At 41.9% G+C, this 16,970-nt stretch carries 17 protein-coding genes; 5 read left to right on the forward strand and 12 right to left on the reverse strand.

The features are described 5' to 3' along the window. Positions 1 to 59: 59 nt before the first annotated feature. From FLL45_RS11445 to FLL45_RS11455, 3 genes are all read right to left on the reverse strand, one after another. On the reverse strand, positions 60 to 827 hold the full coding sequence (locus FLL45_RS11445) for a TIGR04219 family outer membrane beta-barrel protein (RefSeq protein WP_142942136.1): 768 nt from the start codon (positions 825 to 827) through the stop codon (positions 60 to 62). A gap of 205 nt (positions 828 to 1,032) precedes the next feature. Further along, positions 1,033 to 1,605 carry a YajG family lipoprotein gene (locus FLL45_RS11450; RefSeq protein WP_142942137.1) on the reverse strand — a complete coding sequence of 191 codons (573 nt, stop codon included), beginning with the start codon at positions 1,603 to 1,605 and terminating at the stop codon, positions 1,033 to 1,035. An 89-nt stretch (positions 1,606 to 1,694) separates the two neighbouring features. Next, complete coding sequence (locus FLL45_RS11455; RefSeq protein WP_142942138.1) at positions 1,695 to 2,885, reverse strand: class I SAM-dependent methyltransferase; 1,191 nt, start codon at positions 2,883 to 2,885, stop codon at positions 1,695 to 1,697. Positions 2,886 to 3,136: 251 nt separating this feature from the next. On the opposite strand from FLL45_RS11455, the gene FLL45_RS11460 reads away from it, so the two are divergent. Next, entirely contained in the window at positions 3,137 to 3,499 is a 363-nt protein-coding gene (locus FLL45_RS11460; protein ID WP_142942139.1) for a response regulator, read from the forward strand. A gap of 105 nt (positions 3,500 to 3,604) precedes the next feature. On the opposite strand, the gene FLL45_RS11465 is transcribed toward FLL45_RS11460, so the two are convergent. From FLL45_RS11465 to map, 7 genes are all read right to left on the reverse strand, one after another. Next, positions 3,605 to 3,847: a DUF2897 family protein gene (locus FLL45_RS11465; RefSeq protein WP_142942140.1), complete on the reverse strand. Its 243-nt coding sequence runs from the start codon at positions 3,845 to 3,847 to the stop codon at positions 3,605 to 3,607. Between the two features lie 67 nt (positions 3,848 to 3,914). Beyond that, on the reverse strand, positions 3,915 to 4,604 hold the full coding sequence (locus FLL45_RS11470; protein WP_142942141.1) for a M15 family metallopeptidase: 690 nt from the start codon (positions 4,602 to 4,604) through the stop codon (positions 3,915 to 3,917). Positions 4,605 to 4,653: 49 nt separating this feature from the next. Beyond that, entirely contained in the window at positions 4,654 to 5,817 is a 1,164-nt protein-coding gene (gene dapE / locus FLL45_RS11475; protein ID WP_142942142.1) for a succinyl-diaminopimelate desuccinylase, read from the reverse strand. Positions 5,818 to 5,851: 34 nt separating this feature from the next. Next, a complete protein-coding gene (locus tag FLL45_RS11480) occupies positions 5,852 to 6,193 on the reverse strand; it encodes an arsenate reductase (RefSeq protein ID WP_142942143.1) in 342 nt (113 codons plus the stop codon). A gap of 29 nt (positions 6,194 to 6,222) precedes the next feature. Beyond that, complete coding sequence (gene dapD / locus FLL45_RS11485) at positions 6,223 to 7,047, reverse strand: 2,3,4,5-tetrahydropyridine-2,6-dicarboxylate N-succinyltransferase (RefSeq protein WP_142942144.1); 825 nt, start codon at positions 7,045 to 7,047, stop codon at positions 6,223 to 6,225. A gap of 22 nt (positions 7,048 to 7,069) precedes the next feature. Beyond that, complete coding sequence (gene glnD, locus FLL45_RS11490) at positions 7,070 to 9,730, reverse strand: [protein-PII] uridylyltransferase (RefSeq protein WP_142942145.1); 2,661 nt, start codon at positions 9,728 to 9,730, stop codon at positions 7,070 to 7,072. Positions 9,731 to 9,742: 12 nt separating this feature from the next. Continuing rightward, complete coding sequence (gene map, locus FLL45_RS11495) at positions 9,743 to 10,636, reverse strand: type I methionyl aminopeptidase (RefSeq protein ID WP_342778751.1); 894 nt, start codon at positions 10,634 to 10,636, stop codon at positions 9,743 to 9,745. A 53-nt stretch (positions 10,637 to 10,689) separates the two neighbouring features. Between map and FLL45_RS11500 the strand changes: the two genes are divergently transcribed. From FLL45_RS11500 to FLL45_RS11515, 4 genes are all read left to right on the forward strand, one after another. Beyond that, a complete protein-coding gene (locus FLL45_RS11500; RefSeq protein ID WP_142942147.1) occupies positions 10,690 to 11,988 on the forward strand; it encodes an NAD(P)/FAD-dependent oxidoreductase in 1,299 nt (432 codons plus the stop codon). Between the two features lie 506 nt (positions 11,989 to 12,494). After that, positions 12,495 to 13,526 carry a recombinase RecA gene (gene recA, locus FLL45_RS11505; protein ID WP_142942148.1) on the forward strand — a complete coding sequence of 344 codons (1,032 nt, stop codon included), beginning with the start codon at positions 12,495 to 12,497 and terminating at the stop codon, positions 13,524 to 13,526. 387 nt (positions 13,527 to 13,913) lie between these two features. Next, the gene (locus FLL45_RS11510) at positions 13,914 to 14,186 is read left to right on the forward strand and encodes a hypothetical protein (protein ID WP_142942149.1); all 273 of its coding nucleotides are present in this window, start codon (positions 13,914 to 13,916) and stop codon (positions 14,184 to 14,186) included. A gap of 6 nt (positions 14,187 to 14,192) precedes the next feature. Further along, complete coding sequence (locus FLL45_RS11515; protein WP_142942150.1) at positions 14,193 to 14,531, forward strand: nuclear transport factor 2 family protein; 339 nt, start codon at positions 14,193 to 14,195, stop codon at positions 14,529 to 14,531. Between the two features lie 458 nt (positions 14,532 to 14,989). Here FLL45_RS11515 and mltF read toward each other — a convergent pair whose 3' ends face one another. Together mltF and FLL45_RS11525 are read right to left on the reverse strand one after the other, a co-directional pair. Continuing rightward, positions 14,990 to 16,270: a membrane-bound lytic murein transglycosylase MltF gene (gene mltF, locus FLL45_RS11520; protein WP_142942151.1), complete on the reverse strand. Its 1,281-nt coding sequence runs from the start codon at positions 16,268 to 16,270 to the stop codon at positions 14,990 to 14,992. Beyond that, entirely contained in the window at positions 16,231 to 16,521 is a 291-nt protein-coding gene (locus FLL45_RS11525) for a hypothetical protein (RefSeq protein WP_142942152.1), read from the reverse strand. Before FLL45_RS11525 ends, mltF begins: the two co-directional genes overlap by 40 nt. Positions 16,522 to 16,970 lie beyond the last annotated feature (449 nt).

Consider the following 16,970-nt stretch of genomic DNA (forward strand, 5'->3'; position numbering starts at 1 on the left):
ACCAGAACCAAGTATGTTTAGCTCTGGTGATTTATTCTAGGTATTGCGAAACGTTTACCTTAGAAGTGGAAGAAAAGATTGAAATAAGTACCGTCGAATTTCAAATCCACATCAAGATCGTCTTCTTGGGCTTCTAAATCAAAAGAGCGGTAACCGAGACTTGCACCAAAACCGATTTCACTTTCATAACCTAAAGCAATCATGGTGTCGCTCACCGAGTCGTCATCATAACTAATGATGTTAATCTGACCATCAATAAAAAATCCGGTAAATGGTAAATCAAATCGTGCTTTGGTATAAAAGAGTGGGATAGTAAAATCAAGCAATTCAGACTCGTTGAGATTACTGCCGTTCGCAGGTGTCGATAATCCAACTTCTCCATCATACTGGCGAATGGTTGCACCAATATCCCAATTAATCCAGTTGTCTAAGATTTCATAATAAAGTGTGTACTCCATATTTGAAGTATCCATAACGGTAGTGACATTTTCGCTGACGGAAAATGTTTCACCACCGAACACTAAGTCTCGGGTAATAACGCCGGAGGAAGAGTTCTCAAAATCTGATGATGTAATCTTTAGATTAGGTAATACAGGAATAGGGTGTTCGAGCGAGAAGTATATGACATTGTGCGACTCGTCGGTAAATCCCAAGTCGTTTTGAAGGTCGATGGTTGAACCTGCCACGGTAGATGTACTAGACAAAATTGTTCCACTGTAATCAGGTGTCCACTGGTAGCCACCCACTTCAAATCCAGCCACATCTGCTTGGACAACTGAAGATACTGACAAGCTCGCGATAGTGACTGCGCCTAGTAGTTTTTTCATAGTTTTCTCTCTGTGTTAACAATACGAGTTAATTATGGACCATGATCAATTAAAAAGTGAGAAATTTTTCACAGTTTGGTCAGGTATTTAAGGCGCTTATCGCAAGTGATTTCTCAGGTTGCGATAAACGGTCATATATGAAGATATTCGGTCTTTTTGTTAAACGGGTGGGTGTTCCTTAGTCAATAAATCGGCGAGCAATGACTCAGCCGTTTGTGAGTGCGAGCAGTCGTGGATCGGTAAATATAGCGGTCATTTGTTGCGTCAACATTTGGTTAACGACGCCTGTGACATCGATTTCATTGGCAGGATTAGCGACCTCTTGTTTGCGAGTATTTCGATAAACTTTTTCAAAAGTCTTGCCTTGTTTTTTTGCCTGAACTCGAATATGACTAACGGCATTTATTTCTGATTTAAACATACCTGTATCAACGGTGGCATATAGCGTTTCGATAGTGAAGCTCAGAGAAAGATCTGCGAGTAAAGGATTACTGATAATCCTGAATTGATTAGCTTTCAATTGATCGAGAATCTTATTTCTTAATACGCCTGCAGGATCGTCAGGACCATTCGCGATGATTAAGTCTTTCTTGATACCTTCAATATTGTCCGGAAGCTGCTCGTTAACGCTAACAGAAATCTGTTGTACGCCTCGGGATAATTGTTGCACGCTGCTGATTTCAGGATCGATGCCAAAGTTGAGTTTTTCCGTCGTACATCCCGCTAGGAATGAAATTAAACCGATGACAAGTAACAATTTAGGGTTAATTAAACGCATTTGGGAACCTGAAAAATTAGCTAACTGACTGAGCAACCAATGTCGCTAAATTAGTGTCAATGGTCAAGTTTAAATTGAAAATATTTTTGTCATTTTTTGGGTTCTCTCGCTAACCAAACAATAAATCGCTTGTCGTCCGAAATTATTGTTACCTTCTTAAAATAGCGACGCAAAATGGGGCCATACTTCAAGTGCCTATTAGCGACAACTCTGAGTTCTCCGGAACTCTTTAAGCGTTCAGCTGATTGTAAAAACATTTTTGTTGCAATGGACAGAGTCTGGGTGTTTTGTTGATGAAAAGGTGGGTTACATAAAATGTAATCGAAATTAGACTGCGGAACTGCATCGAAAACATCAGAATGATAACACAAACCATTGGTTAGACGATTTGCAGCAAAGGTTAATCGCGCCGAGTGGATCGCTAACGCTGATTCATCACAAAGTATTATTTGCGATTGTGGTTGTTTTTTAGCCATTAACGCACCGAGAACGCCATTACCACAGCCGACATCAGCAACCAGCGTATTCGAAGCGATATCAGGAAGGTACTCAATTAGAACTCGCGCACCTAAGTCAAGTTTTTCACGAGAAAACACACCGGGTAAGCCGATAGCTTGCAGCCCTTGATCGGCGATTGTATAGCTGGCGATATCAAGTTGTGTGACGTGTTTGGGCACATTTTGGCTGATAATTAGCCGAGATTTCTTTTCTGCGAGGGTTGTTCTTGTCGGCCCAATGATGTTTTCAAAAATTCGAGTAGTGCTGTTATGAATTTCCTTTGTCATACCTCCGGCAACGACTAATGTATCGTTTCCAAGTAAGGGCTTTATCGCTTGTAGTTGGAGTTGTAATAAACTGTTATGTTTTGGTACGCGCATCACCACTAGATCAAATTGATCGGTTAATAAATCACCATTCTCATGGGCCAAGAATACGCTCTTATCAGTCTCTTCCAGTTGAAGCGATACGCTTTGTTGGTCGACAAATGTTTCTAGATCAACTGATTCGATGTTTTCTTTGAGGTTCTGTGTAATTGCCTGTAGCGAAAGGTAAGAATCTGTCCAAATTAAGGGTTGTAGGGATCGCAAGGCCAGAGTGAGTGCCCCGAATTGATCATTAATAATAATTGCTTTTAGTGACTTGCTATTGGCGTTGGGTGCTAGCGCTTGGCTTAGATATTTAACAAGATATTCATCTGCCGCATTCCATGCTCGCAACGAAGGATCGTTGGTTTTGGGGTATCGTTGGAGATTAAACTGAGCGATAGTGGACAAATTCATAGGGCTATTTTAACTGAATCAAAAATTATAGGCGTAGCCAGTTATACCGATAAGCCCAGATTATAAGTTAATCCAAACTATTTCGCCGCGATTTAATGCGAAACATTGCTATTTGGGCTATTCTTAAATCTAGATATGCAAGGATAACGAATAACAATTAAGCACTGATAAGAATGTATCATGAATGAAGGGAACTCAAGTGGTCATGATCGTCTTGGTTGTTGCTAAATATTTCATGGCAGAACGATTGTATGCTTGTTTTAGTAGCTGATGATAATGATATAAATGTTAAAGTGGCGAGTGCCTTCTTAAAATCCCTGGGTGTTCCAAAAGAGTCGGTCGTAACCGCCCAAAATGGTGAAGAAGCGATTGAGAAATGTCAGAAGCACAAGATTGACTTGATATTCATGGATATTCAAATGCCTGTTCTAGATGGTTTGCAAGCGACTCGAGAGATTCTTAAAGGCGAGGGGCATAAACCCGTAATCGTCGCACTGACTGCCAATGCCACGGACGGCGTTGAGAAAAAGTATTTAGAAATGGGAATGAAAATGGTTATTCCTAAACCCGTGACTAAGCCCGCATTTCAAAAAGCCTTAGAGTTAATTAATTAGCCGATTGTGTCACTGTCGTTTGCCAGCTATGTCAGTTTAGTTTTCTTAACGCTTTATGACGATTTTTTATGGTGGTATCGCTTCGTTGATTAACCTTACGACAAGTTAACTTTTAGGTTGTTCAGTTTCAGCAGGGGGCGTATCATCAAGACTAGCTGAGTTTGGTGTAACTTCTGAATTATTCTTAGAATTAGAACGCGCAGGCCAGTCATCTTCATCGTCAAACCCAACCTTCGATCGATCATAATTTTTAGGGAATTTGTATTTATTCGCAGTTCGCAAAAGCGTTATCATTCCGCCGATGATAAAAGCAAAAACGAAAATGATTGCCCAGACTGCTGTGCTCATACTTTTTGTCTCCGCCCAAAAGCCTAATTAATATTCAGATTAATGGGTCTAGTCATGAATACTTTTTCTAGCAAGTGCTAATATTCTCGAAATAATTTTTACGATAGTGATTAAGCTGACTCGTTATAAACTTTGCGGCTTGTATTTCACTCGCGCTTATATAATTGGCACAAGCTTTAAAATCAAAAGATTGGCTTATTTTACTCGACACTGATTGGTGTGAAATATGCCAAGGTTCTTGTGAAACGCCGCCCAAATATTCACTATAAGGCCTGAAGAAGCCCAATGATTGTAATCGCTGGCTTAGCCATTCAGCGAGTTTTTCACAAGGGCCATTTTTTGCGAACTCTGCAAGCGTAAGTTCTACTTGGTAGCCCTGTTTTATTGGTTCTGCGAGAAATATATCTAGATCGGTTCCCCAGTGGTGGCGACTCATACCAGGTAGTGCCGACCACAGAGCAATCGCTTTATATTTTTCGATTTCTGACATGTTGGTAATATTGAGAGGGCGGCCATGTCTTGAATAAACCGGTCGGTACCCTTGCCATTTATCGTTCCAGATTGATAGTTGCCTTTCAAAGCTCCTAAAACCACTGACGATAGCGATTGTTAGGCCTGCCGCTCGCGTCGCATCTATGAGCTTTTGTAAGTCATCAACGATTGCTGAATGAACTAAAACCTGTCCGCCAAGGCCATCATTAAACTCACTCAAGTGAGTCTCTTCAAGTCCGATTGCTTGCTGCCAAGAAAGCTGCATTTAATCTCCGTAAGGATACAGTTTTTAAGGGGTAACTCTCATTAAGTCACTATAGTAACACGCGTTTTAGTGTTTCGTAGTAAATCTCGCTTAAAGTCTCTAAATCCTCAACTGCCACACACTCATTGACTTGATGAATCGTCTTATTAATTGGACCCAGTTCGACGATTTGAGCGCCGGTTTTCGCGATGAACCGACCATCAGAAGTGCCGCCACTGGTTTGTGCACTTGTTTCGATTTGACAAACTTGTTGAATCGAACTGGAAACTGCGTCAATTAAGTCATGGGATTGAGTTAAAAAAGGCTCTCCATTGAGTTTCCACTGTATGTTGAAATCTGGTGCGTGTTTTTTTACGAGAGATTCAACGGTCGATTGGATTTGTTGATGAGTTTGTTCCGTCGAATAACGCAAGTTGAACTCTATCGCCGCTTCTCCAGGAACAATGTTAACTGCCTCGCCGGCTTTAAAATTAGTCACTTGTAAACTGGTCGGCGGAAAATGCTCATTGCCGTGATCCCACTCAATCTTAACAAGCTCATCAATAAAATGAGCCGCTCGGTGAATCGCATTATCGGCAAGGTGAGGGTAAGCAACATGGCCTTGTACGCCTTTCGCTGTTAGCCAACAAGTCAGAGAGCCACGTCGACCGATTTTGATCACATCACCAACTTTCGCTGTTGATGAAGGCTCACCAACTATACAATAGTCGATTGGTTGGCCACGTTTCATGAGTTCTTCAATAACGCGGACGGTACCATTGATAAATGGTCCTTCCTCATCGCTGGTAATCAAAAAGGCTATCGTACCTTTATGATCCGGAAACGCTTGGACAAACTTTCTGGTTGCAGTGAGCATTGCGGCTAGCGAGCCTTTCATGTCAGCAGCACCGCGACCGTGAAGCATTCCGTCTTTTACAACAGGTTCAAAAGGCGGTGTCACCCACTGTTCTAAATTACCAGGCGGTACCACATCGGTATGACCGGCGAACACAAAACACGGATTATTCGCATTCGCTTTAATTGTCTTTTGGCCGCGAGTTGACCAGATATTTTCTGTATCTTCAAAGTCCATATGCTCGGTTTCAAAACCAAGTGGCCTTAAAAAGTCGGCCATGAATGCCTGACAGCCCGCGTCAACAGGCGTCACGGACTGGCGAGCAATCAAGTTTTTTGCAATGTCTAAAGTAGTAGCATTTAGGTCGACTTTACTCATGGGATGTAAGCCTATTTATTCTTAAAAAATAAAACTAAAGGAACTGGTTTTGCCAATCTTCGGCTTTAAAGCCGACCGACCATTGACCATTGTTCTCAACGACAGGGCGTTTAACCAGTGTCGGTTTTTCAATCACCAATTGCTTAAGCGCTTGAGTATTGGATAAATCTTTCTGTGATTCATCAAGCTGTCGCCAAGTCGTTCCTCGTTTATTTATGAGTTTTTCTAAATCGACTTGAGTAAACCATTGATCAACGAGCGCTTGGCTCAATGGCTCCTTTTTAAAATCGTGAAACTCATAAGAAAGTGAGTTTGAGTCAAGCCACTTGAGCGCTTTTTTGACTGTATCACAGTTTTTAATTCCATAGATTTTCATCAATTAATCCTCGTGCTGTTTTATCAGAGTTACTCGACGAGTCTTAGAAGTTCGTTAACTGAAGTTTTTGAACGAGTTTTATCGTCGACTTGTTTGACAATAACCGCACAGTTTAAGCTATAAGAACCGTCTTCTGAAGGCAAGCTTCCTGGAACAACGACGCTACCTGCTGGCACTCGACCATAAGTAATTTCGCCGGTTTCGCGGTTATAAATTCGAGTACTTTGGCCGATAAATACGCCCATTGAAATGACACTACCACGTTCTACGATTACCCCTTCTACGATTTCACTTCTTGCACCGATAAAACAGTCGTCTTCAATAATGGTTGGGCTGGCTTGCAGTGGCTCTAAGACACCACCGATACCAACGCCACCAGATAAGTGAACATTCTTACCAATTTGTGCACACGAGCCAACGGTGGCCCATGTATCGACCATGGTACCTTCATCAATGTATGCACCAATGTTAGTGTAACTTGGCATGAGTACGACGTTAGGTGCGACGTAACAACCTTGTCGAACTACCGCTTGTGGAACGACGCGTACGCCCATTTGCTCAAAATCTTCTTGCTGGGTGTTCGCATATTTTAAGGGGACTTTGTCAAAGAATTTTGTGTGGCCCGCATCGACAACTTGATTTTCTGAGATTCTAAACGAGAGTAATACCGCCTTTTTCGCCCACTCATTAACTTGCCAACCTTCTTCAATCGGCTCGGCGACTCTTAGTTCACCATTATCTAACATATTGAGCGTTTCTCTTACTGCATTGGCTACTTCCGGAGTGACATTTTCCGGCGTGATTCTAAGACGGTTGTCGAATGCTTTTTCGATGGTTTGTATCAAAGGATTCATGGTTAGTTCCTTAGTGCTAAATTTAATTTTTTAATTGTTCAGTAATTTCTTTACGAATTTGGTCACGTTTTGTTTCATCTGTAATCGGGGTATTATCTCGATGACTGATGATAAAGGTGTCTTCGACTTTTTCGCCGAAAGTGGATATTCTAGCGTCATGTAATCGAACTTGAGTGTTTACGAAAGCCCGGCCTACGGTGGCCAGTAAGCCCGGTTGATCTCTAGCCACTAGTTCCATACGTGTATAGCCGGTAAATTCATCATCGGTGAATTGTACGTCTGTTGGAATGGAGAAGTATTTAAACTGCCGCGGCATCATCCGTTGAACACTGACTTTCATAGCCTTGTCTTTACTGACATTAGCCACAATTGCACTTTTAATTTGGCTCTTAATTGATTCATTTCTGAGTGCTTTTCCTTCTTCATCTAGAACAAAAAAACTATCGTAACAAAAGCCATTTTTAGCCGTATAAATATTTGCCGCTTGAATGCTCAGGCCATGTTGGGCGAGTGTTGCGGTTAAAGCTGCAAACAAGTTTTCTTTGTCAGGACTATACACAAAGACTTCACTACCACTTCTTTGTGGTGTCGATTTGATGCCAACAATAATATCTTTTTCGTTTTGTTGAGATAAAATTTTACCCGTTTGCCAGGCGATAGTTTTGACTTTTCGGCGAGTAAAATACTGCGGATCTAAGTGTTGCCACAAATCCTCAATTTCTGCCTCTTGGAATCCTTTTTCAAGCAAAATGGTCATAGCTTGTTCACGACTCTCAAGCCAGGTCTCAGCTGAAGGTTTAGTTTGCTCATTTAAATACGCATAGGTATTGAGATAAAGGTTTAGTAACAGCGAGTCTTTCCAAGAATTCCATAAGCTGTGACTCGTTGCTCGAATATCAGCAACCGTAAGAATATAAAGCAATTCAAGTCGCCACACATTGCCGACAATACTGGCAAAATTCTCGATGACTTTGGGGTCGGAAATATCTCTTTTTTGAGCGATCATCGACATATTCAAATGGTTTGCGACCAGCCACTCTATCATTTCGCCATGTTCTTGTTGCATATTATGTCGCTGCCAAAACTCTTTGGCCTCAACGCCGCCAAGTTCACTATGATCGCCACCTCGTCCTTTGGCAATATCGTGAAAAAGACCGGCAAGAAAAATCACCTCAGGATATTCTTGACGCTGCATTATCTCGCTACAAACTGGAAATTTGTCGTTGAGTGCAGGGTCTGCGAATTCGCTCAAATTCTTCAGTAAAAATAAAGTGTGTTCGTCAACGGTGTAATTGTGAAACATATCGTATTGCATCTGACCGGTGATTTGACGAAAGGGTTTTAAATAATCGGCTAAAACGCCACTTCTTTTCATGAGAAACATGGCGCGCGACGAAGTATGCATAATGTGCCAGAACTGAACAAATAACTCTTTGTTCTCAGGCTTATTTAAAAAAGTTTTAGTGATTTTGTATCTTGCCGCTCGAATTGATCTGAGTGTAGAGGCGGTGATACCTTTAAGTGAATCATCCTTAGCAACATAATGGAAAACTCTCAGTAACTGACTCGGCTCTTTTACAAAGAGTTGTCTGTCGATAGCATCGATGCGTTGATTCACTATTTGAAATTTATCATCGATTTGTTTTATCTCTTTTTTAAACTTATTACCAAGGATATCTTCTTCCATAATCTGAAGTAAGATATCGCAGATATTGCGAATAACCAACGCCGAACGATAGTATTTTTTCATCATTTTTTCGACGGCTAAACTAGTCTCAGTATCTTTATAGCCCATCAACTTTGCTGCCGCTTTTTGATAATCAAAAAGCAACCGGTCTTCGGGTTTGCCGCTCACTATGTGTAAAGCAAATCGGACGCGCCAAATATACAATTGGCATTTGACAAGCGTGTAATATTCTTTTTTGGTAATGATGTTTTGTTTCACCAGTTCCGGCAACGACTTGGGAAAGTAAGTTCTTTGAGAAATCCAGCTCACTAGGTGAATATCGCGTAAACCACCTGGACTTGATTTTACGTTTGGTTCTAGGTCGAATGAAGAACCATCAAATTTTTTGTAACGTGTTTTTTGTTCCGTCGTTTTGGCAACGAAGAAATCTTTAGCTTTCCATATTTTTTTGGGGGATGTTGCCTCTCTTAGCTTCTCAAATAGCTCACTCGATCCACATAGGTGTCGGGCTTCCATCAAATTGGTGGCTATCGTGACATCCTCTTTAGCCAGCTTTACACAGCTTTTTAAATCACGAACCGACTGGCCAACTTTTAAACGAGCATCCCACAAAAGTGAAATTAAACGACTAATCTTTTGTTGCTCTTCGCTTGCGAGCGCTTTTTGACTTAAGATCAGTAAATCAATATCTGACTGGGGGTGAAGTTCCCCTCGGCCATACCCGCCGACGGCTATTAGTGAAATCGACTCATCAATTTGTAAGTGTTTCCAGAGCGCCGAAAGGAGTTTGTCGATATGTTTGGACCGGGTTGGAACAAGGACTCTGATATTGGTTCCATTGACAAAGCTCTCTTCTAAGTATTGGTTTGAAACATCCAAATATTCTTTGAGAGTGGGCAAAAGCGCGTGTGGCTCAGTGCTCAAACCACTAAAATCAAGCAGCTGAGCAAGCTGCTTGATGACCAATTGGCTTTGCTGATTGGTTTTTACAGGCACGGGGTAAAACGCTTAAAACTTTTCGTCAGGGCGTTTCGTCAAGACATCGACTCCGTCGCTTGTAACTAACAAGGTGTGCTCCCATTGTGCAGAGAGTGATTTGTCTTTTGTGACCACTGTCCAGTTGTCTCGCAGCAGTCTTGAGTGACGTTTTCCAGCATTAATCATAGGTTCAATCGTAAAGGTCATGCCCTCTTGAAGAGTCACGCCCGTTCCGGGTTTGCCATAGTGAAGGACCTGAGGTTCTTCATGAAACACTTCGCCAATGCCATGCCCGCAGTATTCTCTTACAACACTAAAACGGTTCTTGTGAGCATGGGTTTCAATCGCATGCCCAATATCACCAAGTCGTACCCCAGGTTTAACCATATCAATGCCTATATACAGGCATTCTTGTGCGACTTTGACTAAATTTTGAGCGAGAACCGATGTCTTTCCAATAAAGAACATTTTCGATGTATCGCCATGAAACCCATCTTTAATGACTGTGATATCAATATTGATAATATCGCCTTCACGTAGTTTTTTGTCCGCTGGAATACCATGACAAATTACATGGTTTACCGAGGTACATATGGATTTTGGAAAGCCATTGTAATTAAGTGGTGCTGGAATCGCTTTTTGTTCATTCACAATGTAGTCGTGACAGATTTTGTCTAATTCGTTGGTCGTAACACCTTTCTTAACATAGGGTGTAATCATTTCTAAGACCTCTGACGCCAGTTGACCTGCGACGCGCATCTTTTCTATCTGTTCTGCATTTTTAATGACGATAGACATTGAGTGATTCCAAAATTCAGTTGATGCGGGCCATTTTACTTGATTTGGTTGGAATTGGAATACTATTACTGCTTTGCAGTTATAACATAGAGCGATAAATAGGATTTCTCTATTGTAAAGTATCAGCGTAAACTTGTTCGCCCTGGCTCAAAGCTAATTTATAAAAACAATGGTCAATTATGTCCTCAATATCTTCCGCCTACATTCAAAGTTATTACTCAGATACGCTTAATTACGACGCAGATTATCCTCAGTTAGTCGAGTCGATTGAAGTAGATGCCTGCATTATAGGTGGCGGATATGCAGGGCTGATGACTGCTATCGGCTTAATTGATCGGGGTTATACAAACATTGCGCTGGTTGAATCGGAAAAGGTTGGTTGGGGCGCGTCCGGTCGTAATGGAGGTTTCGTATTTGGTGGATATTCATTGGGTCCAAGAGCACTGGTGAAACAGGTTGGGCCCGAAGCGGCGCAGTCACTTTATCGTCTTACAACGGCTGCTGTGGATTTGATTCGTCGCAGAGTCAGTCAGTATGAGATTGATTGTGATTTGGTTGATGAAGGGGTTATTTGGGCTAATTGGTTTAAAGATCAGCGGTGGTTAATCCAAGAACAGCGTTTTATGAAAGAATTTATGAACACTGATTGGGAGTATCTTTCACCGCAAGAGCTGAGCCAAAGGATTCAATCAGAACGATACTGTGGTGGGCTTTACGAACCGAATGCGATGCATTTTCATCCGCTTAATTATGCCGCGGCAATTGCCAAGCAAGTTAAGTCTGGTGGTGGATTAATTTTTGAAAACTCCCGAGTAGTAGATTTGCAAACTGATGCCGCAGAAAAACGAGTAGTTACCGAAAATGGTTCCATTCGGTGTAAGCATTTAGTGATTGCTGCTGGTGGATATATCGGAAATATTTGTCCGCCAGTGGCTCGCTCCATATTACCGATAGCAACTTATGTGATGACAACTGAACCATTGGGAAGCCGATTGCAGACTTATTTGAAAACTCGCTCAGCTATTTACGATACTCGATTTGCGTTTGATTATTACCGGCCATTAAATGACGGTCGGGTTTTGTGGGGGGGCAGGATTAGCGCTAACACCAGCGAACCGAGGGACTTAGGAGAGGAATTACGTCAAGATATGTTGCGGGTATTTCCGGATTTTGAAGATGTAAAAATTGAAAGAGTATGGAGTGGATGGATGGGTTATGCGCGCCATCAGATGGCGCAAATCGGACAGTTAAAACCCGGCGTATGGTACGGGATTGGTTTTGGAGGGCATGGCGTCGCGCCAACGACCGCTGCGGGCGAGATTATTGCCGCTGCAATTTCGCAACAGGACCAAAGTTACAAACAATTTAAGCCTTGGGGACTGCCGTGGAACGGAAGCCTTTTCGGGCCTGCTGCGGCACAAATGAGTTATTGGTGGTACCAGCTTAAAGATTGGCTAAAGGATATTTCGGAAAACTAATCTTGGCGAATTTTTCCTTCTAATACATTTCTAATTTGATCTGTTTGAAAAAGCGACACACCTATTTAACTAGGATAGATCTCTTCGATTCGAGTAATTACAATAATCTCATGAACTGCTCGAGAAGCTTTGTGAAAGCTTGTAAGGGAGAGGTTAAATAAAACTTGCCTACTCGCATAAGTAGGTGTAGGATGGTGTCAGTTTCGATAGTAGTTATTTAAGTAGTGCTTGTATGGCGTCTGCATCGAGGCAAGTGAGTATTAGAAACAGCGTACATCAAGGAAAGGACTGTGACTAATACTTAAAGCTCGCCAGGTAGCCAGGTAGCCAGGTAGCCAGGTAGCCAGGCGCCCAGGTAGCCAGGTGCCCAGGTAGCCAGGTGCCCAAGGGATGCCCGGAAAGATAACGCTAAAAGTGACAAACTTATTGGCGTACAAATACGAAAACAGACGAATACGAAGAGAGTAAGTCAACAAAACGAATTCAACAATCTTGTGGAGAAGATAATGGACGATAATCGTAAGCAAGCGCTCAATGCAGCGCTAAGTCAAATCGAAAGACAATTTGGTAAAGGCTCGGTAATGCGCCTAGGTGAAGCTCAAGCGCAAAAGATCGACACGATTTCAACGGGCTCACTGGGACTGGATGTTGCACTCGGCATTGGTGGTTTGCCAAAAGGGCGTGTTATAGAAATATACGGGCCAGAGTCTTCGGGTAAAACAACTTTAACTTTGCAAGCGATCGCTGAGTGCCAAAAACAAGGTGGCACAGCGGCATTTGTCGATGCTGAACATGCTCTTGACCCAATTTATGCCGAGGCATTAGGTGTCGATTTAGAAAATTTATTGGTTTCACAACCCGATACCGGCGAGCAGGCGCTCGAGATCTGCGACATGTTAGTACGCTCGGGAGGCGTAGATTTAGTCATCATTGACTCGGTAGCAGCTTTAACGCCAAAGGCTGAAATTGAAGGTGATATGGGTGACTCTCATATGGGCTTGCAGGCTAGATTGATGTCACAAGCGCTAAGAAAACTCACTGCTAACATAAAACGAACTAACTGCACTGTCGTGTTTATTAATCAGATCCGGATGAAAATCGGGGTAATGTTTGGCAATCCAGAAACAACAACTGGCGGTAACGCACTTAAATTTTACGCTTCAGTCCGTTTGGATATTCGACGAATCGGCGCAGTTAAGCAAGGTGATGAAATTATCGGTAATGAAACTCGGGTCAAAGTCGTTAAAAATAAAGTCGCACCACCATTCAAACAAACTGAATTTCAAATTCTCTACGGACAAGGTACATCACGTTTAGGAGAGATCGTTGATATTGGTGTGAAGGAAGGCATTGTCGATAAAGCTGGTGCCTGGTACAGCTATAAAGGCGATCGTATTGGACAAGGTAAAGCTAAAGTGACAGATTTTCTCACTGAAAATTCCGAAATCGCGGAAGAAATCGAAATGCAAATCCGCGCTAAATTGCTGCCGAATACAGTAGAGCAGTCAGGTTCAACAGAGCAAGATTCTGTTGAGTAAAAACCGCTGAGGGCGGGAGATTCTTTGGCAATTGCCCATGAAATTAGTCGGTGGTTAAAAGGATTGTCCTGTAGGTCCTCTACGAGTACTGTAAGTTTTTGCAGAATTGAAGAAGGTAACAATCAGTATGATTGTTACCTTTTTTCGCAAAATTTCTTGTGATTCTTTGCCATTATCGATGTTCCAACTAATTAAATCTTAAAAATGGCGATCAAGTAAAAACTATTTAATTTAAATAACTGGTTGGCTTGAAGTCGAATATCACTCTCAAATTTGTAATTCTGAGTAAATTCATTTAATGTTTGTCCGCTTGTCTAATATCTGTGCCAATGTTGAATTAAGCCGTTTTAACATCGGATTGGTTTTTTACACACTAGGAAGGTCGACATGGGGACTGAACAAGATAAACACTACCGTCAAAGAGACAATGAGTCATCACATCTAGACAAACTTGTTGAAGTAGGCAGTTATAGCCGGCTTACTCAGCAAAATCTCAAAAAAAGTATGAAAGCGGTATTTCCTGACAAACCTGGAGATTCTTTTATAACTTATCAAGAAGCTCGTAAAAGAAAAGTTGAACCAATTAAACTTGCAGGTCTGACTGACGAAGAAAATACACAATTGAATTTTATTCTTTCGGGTCAAGCGGCAGACGAATAAAGTTGATTGACTTTGCAGTATTTCTCCACGATTAAAGACAAAGAAGTTGCGCTACATCGACCGGAAATTAGAAGCGATCTGACTCAGTTAGTACGTTTGATCCATCCATCATTTATCGAGGTGGGTTATTCTGGAAAAGTTTATGATTTCGAGTCGATAACTCAAAGCCTCACTCAGCAACCTGAAAGTGATTATCAAATTGTCGCGAGCGAGTTTGAATATAAAGAATTATCGCCCAGTGTCATTTTATTGATCTACAAAACCGAGCGAATAGACAATGCCGGAAACATTTCCAGGCAAGCGATGCGTTCTTCAATTTGGATTAGAGAAGCGGGAAACTGGTAAATAAGGTTCCATCAAGGAACACCTATTTAGCTTTACACTGGTTAAAGTCATTGCAATTACTAGTGCAATGCTAGTCCGATATTCCAGTCCGATTTTCCAGACCGACTTTCTATTCCATAAGTGTTATTTACGGTTACAGGATTCTTCATCACAATTATCGTTATTCCCAATAATCGTTACTCAAAATAATCGTTACTCACGATAATCAGAAACAAAGATGTTGAATCAGACTAAAAAATTGGCACCAGTCGCTAATGCCCTCGAATTTGTTGGACCTTTCGCGATAAACATTTTTCACACTGGCTCGGTTATAAAATTTTCAGGTGGTTGGCCAATGATACCAGCTCGCCCAGTTTGATTGGGAGCTTGCAAGAGAATAGAAATATCGAGTTAACGCGTTTTAGATTACGTTGATCACACAAATGTTTAATCAATGGTTCAGAGATAACGCGTAGAACCTAATCAACGCGTTCTGTTTGGTTATTTTCAGCGGAGTCGTCTTTCGATGCAATCAGCGTTTGTGTCTTTTGGCTAGGATTCAACTCAAGCGGATCTGCCGGTTGTTGCTCTTCGTCCTGCCAAACTAAAACATCATAGTAACGTCGGATATTGGTCACGTACTGCACTGGTTCATTGCCCCTAGCATAGCCGTGTTTGGTTTTTTTGTACCAACGCTTCTTCTGTAACAGCGGTAGGCGCTCTTTGACATCAGCCCAAGAGTCAGGATTGCCACCTTGTTTTTGAGTGATAATTCGAGCGTCTTCTACATGACCCCAACCAACATTGTAGCCGGCAAGCGCAAACCAAGTTCGGTCTGGATCTTGAATTCTTTCGGGAACACGTTTTAAAACTTTACGCAGATATCGAGCACCACCGTCAATACTTTGTTCGGCGTCAAGTCGGTTGGTCACACCCAATTGTTTCGCTGTATTTAAGGTAAGCATCATCATACCTCGAACACCGGTCGGTGACTTTGCTTTAGGTCGCCAATGAGATTCCTGATAACTCAATGCGGCCAGTAATCGCCAATCTAAATCTTCACCAGCGGCGTCAACAAACATGTCTTTGTATTTACCGAGCTTGTTTTCAGTAGCGCGGTGGAACGTGCGAGCGCCAACATAATCAAACTTCTCAACATGGCTGTAGTATTTTTCGGTTAACTGTGCGATACGCCCTGCTGATTTTTGTTCGCCGAAGTACTCGATTATTTGCGCAAAAAGAGAATAGTCATCAGACTTTTTCACTGCCCAGGCGAGACTTTGCGGTTTACCTACCGTGAATGCAACCGCCAGCTCCGGGTGAAATCGTCTATTTAAGTCGAGCTCAGTTGAATCCACGATGGTGTAATCAATCGTTTCGTCTAGCACCATCATGAGCAATTCTTCGGTTGAATGTTCGCTTGTTTCTGACCAATGTAATCCAGGTTCGGTTTTTTTCAAGTTGAGCAATTCTTGAGAGAAGTATGAATGTGCAACCACCCGTAACTCGCCGTCAAGTTGACTGATATTTCTTGGCCATTTTTTACCTTGTTTAAAAACAAGTTTTGAGGTGATTTGTTGATATGCTGGTGCAAATCGTAAGTAGTTTTCTCTTTCTTCGGTGACTGAGAGACCTGCTGCAGCGATATCGGCTTCGCCCGACTCAATCATTTCTGCAATCTCTTTGAGGTCATCACTGACAACAAAATTAACTTTAACACCTAGTTTTTCAGCAAACCCTTCAACGAGTTCAAATTCAATCCCAGCTCAACGAGTTCAAATTCAATCCCAGCGAAACCATCCGCTCGCTCATAATAGGTGGTTGGACTGTTACGAGTGACGACCGTTATTTCTCCGCGATTAAGAACTTGCTCCAACTTAGAGGGCGCTTGTTGGCTACAGCTTGACACGAAGAGGGTTGCGAGCGATAAAAACAACACACGCGCCGTCTGCTTCTGCGGAAGCAAACTGGGCTTAATCAGGGCTGTAATAAATCGATTAACATGCTGCATATAGTGATAGTTTGTTCGCCAAAGAATTCCCTGGTACGACTGCTCCCTTCAATTGGACCGTGAAAACTTGCCCATTCTGCAAGTAGTTTATGAAATTTTTCGCCTAAGTTCTTGATCTCGAAGGCCAAAAACACGCTGTTTAATCACTCGTCACGGTCTTCGCAAGTGATTGATTTATATCCGTTTTATGTGAATTATCGTTGTTTAATGGAGTTTGATCAAGTTTGTACAAGGGTAAATATTATCAAAAGAGATATTTAAAGGCGTTCAAAATTTGCGCAGCTCGCTATTTAAGCGGTCTGCAGCGACGACCTACCGATTATCGGAAATTTGTAAATTTTTCTTTAATCAGGCGGGATGACCTGTAATCGGTATTTTAAATTACCTTAAATAGCATTATTTTTAGGTTAATTAATCAATTAAATTAGCGTATCATTGCGCCTTGAATT

It is taken from the genome of Aliikangiella marina (genome assembly GCF_007004765.1).
GTDB classification, from domain to species: Bacteria; Pseudomonadota; Gammaproteobacteria; order Enterobacterales; family Kangiellaceae; genus Aliikangiella; species Aliikangiella marina.

Coding starts and splice junctions, on each gene's coding strand:
- FLL45_RS11445 (WP_142942136.1), bottom strand. CDS start 827: ATGAAAAAACTACTAGGCGCAGTCACTATCGCGAGCTTGTCAGTATCT.
- FLL45_RS11450 (WP_142942137.1), bottom strand. CDS start 1,605: ATGCGTTTAATTAACCCTAAATTGTTACTTGTCATCGGTTTAATTTCA.
- FLL45_RS11455 (WP_142942138.1), bottom strand. CDS start 2,885: ATGAATTTGTCCACTATCGCTCAGTTTAATCTCCAACGATACCCCAAA.
- FLL45_RS11460 (WP_142942139.1), top strand. CDS start 3,137: ATGCTTGTTTTAGTAGCTGATGATAATGATATAAATGTTAAAGTGGCG.
- FLL45_RS11465 (WP_142942140.1), bottom strand. CDS start 3,847: ATGAGCACAGCAGTCTGGGCAATCATTTTCGTTTTTGCTTTTATCATC.
- FLL45_RS11470 (WP_142942141.1), bottom strand. CDS start 4,604: ATGCAGCTTTCTTGGCAGCAAGCAATCGGACTTGAAGAGACTCACTTG.
- dapE (WP_142942142.1), bottom strand. CDS start 5,817: ATGAGTAAAGTCGACCTAAATGCTACTACTTTAGACATTGCAAAAAAC.
- FLL45_RS11480 (WP_142942143.1), bottom strand. CDS start 6,193: ATGAAAATCTATGGAATTAAAAACTGTGATACAGTCAAAAAAGCGCTC.
- dapD (WP_142942144.1), bottom strand. CDS start 7,047: ATGAATCCTTTGATACAAACCATCGAAAAAGCATTCGACAACCGTCTT.
- FLL45_RS11500 (WP_142942147.1), top strand. CDS start 10,690: ATGTCCTCAATATCTTCCGCCTACATTCAAAGTTATTACTCAGATACG.
- recA (WP_142942148.1), top strand. CDS start 12,495: ATGGACGATAATCGTAAGCAAGCGCTCAATGCAGCGCTAAGTCAAATC.
- FLL45_RS11510 (WP_142942149.1), top strand. CDS start 13,914: ATGGGGACTGAACAAGATAAACACTACCGTCAAAGAGACAATGAGTCA.
- FLL45_RS11525 (WP_142942152.1), bottom strand. CDS start 16,521: ATGCAGCATGTTAATCGATTTATTACAGCCCTGATTAAGCCCAGTTTG.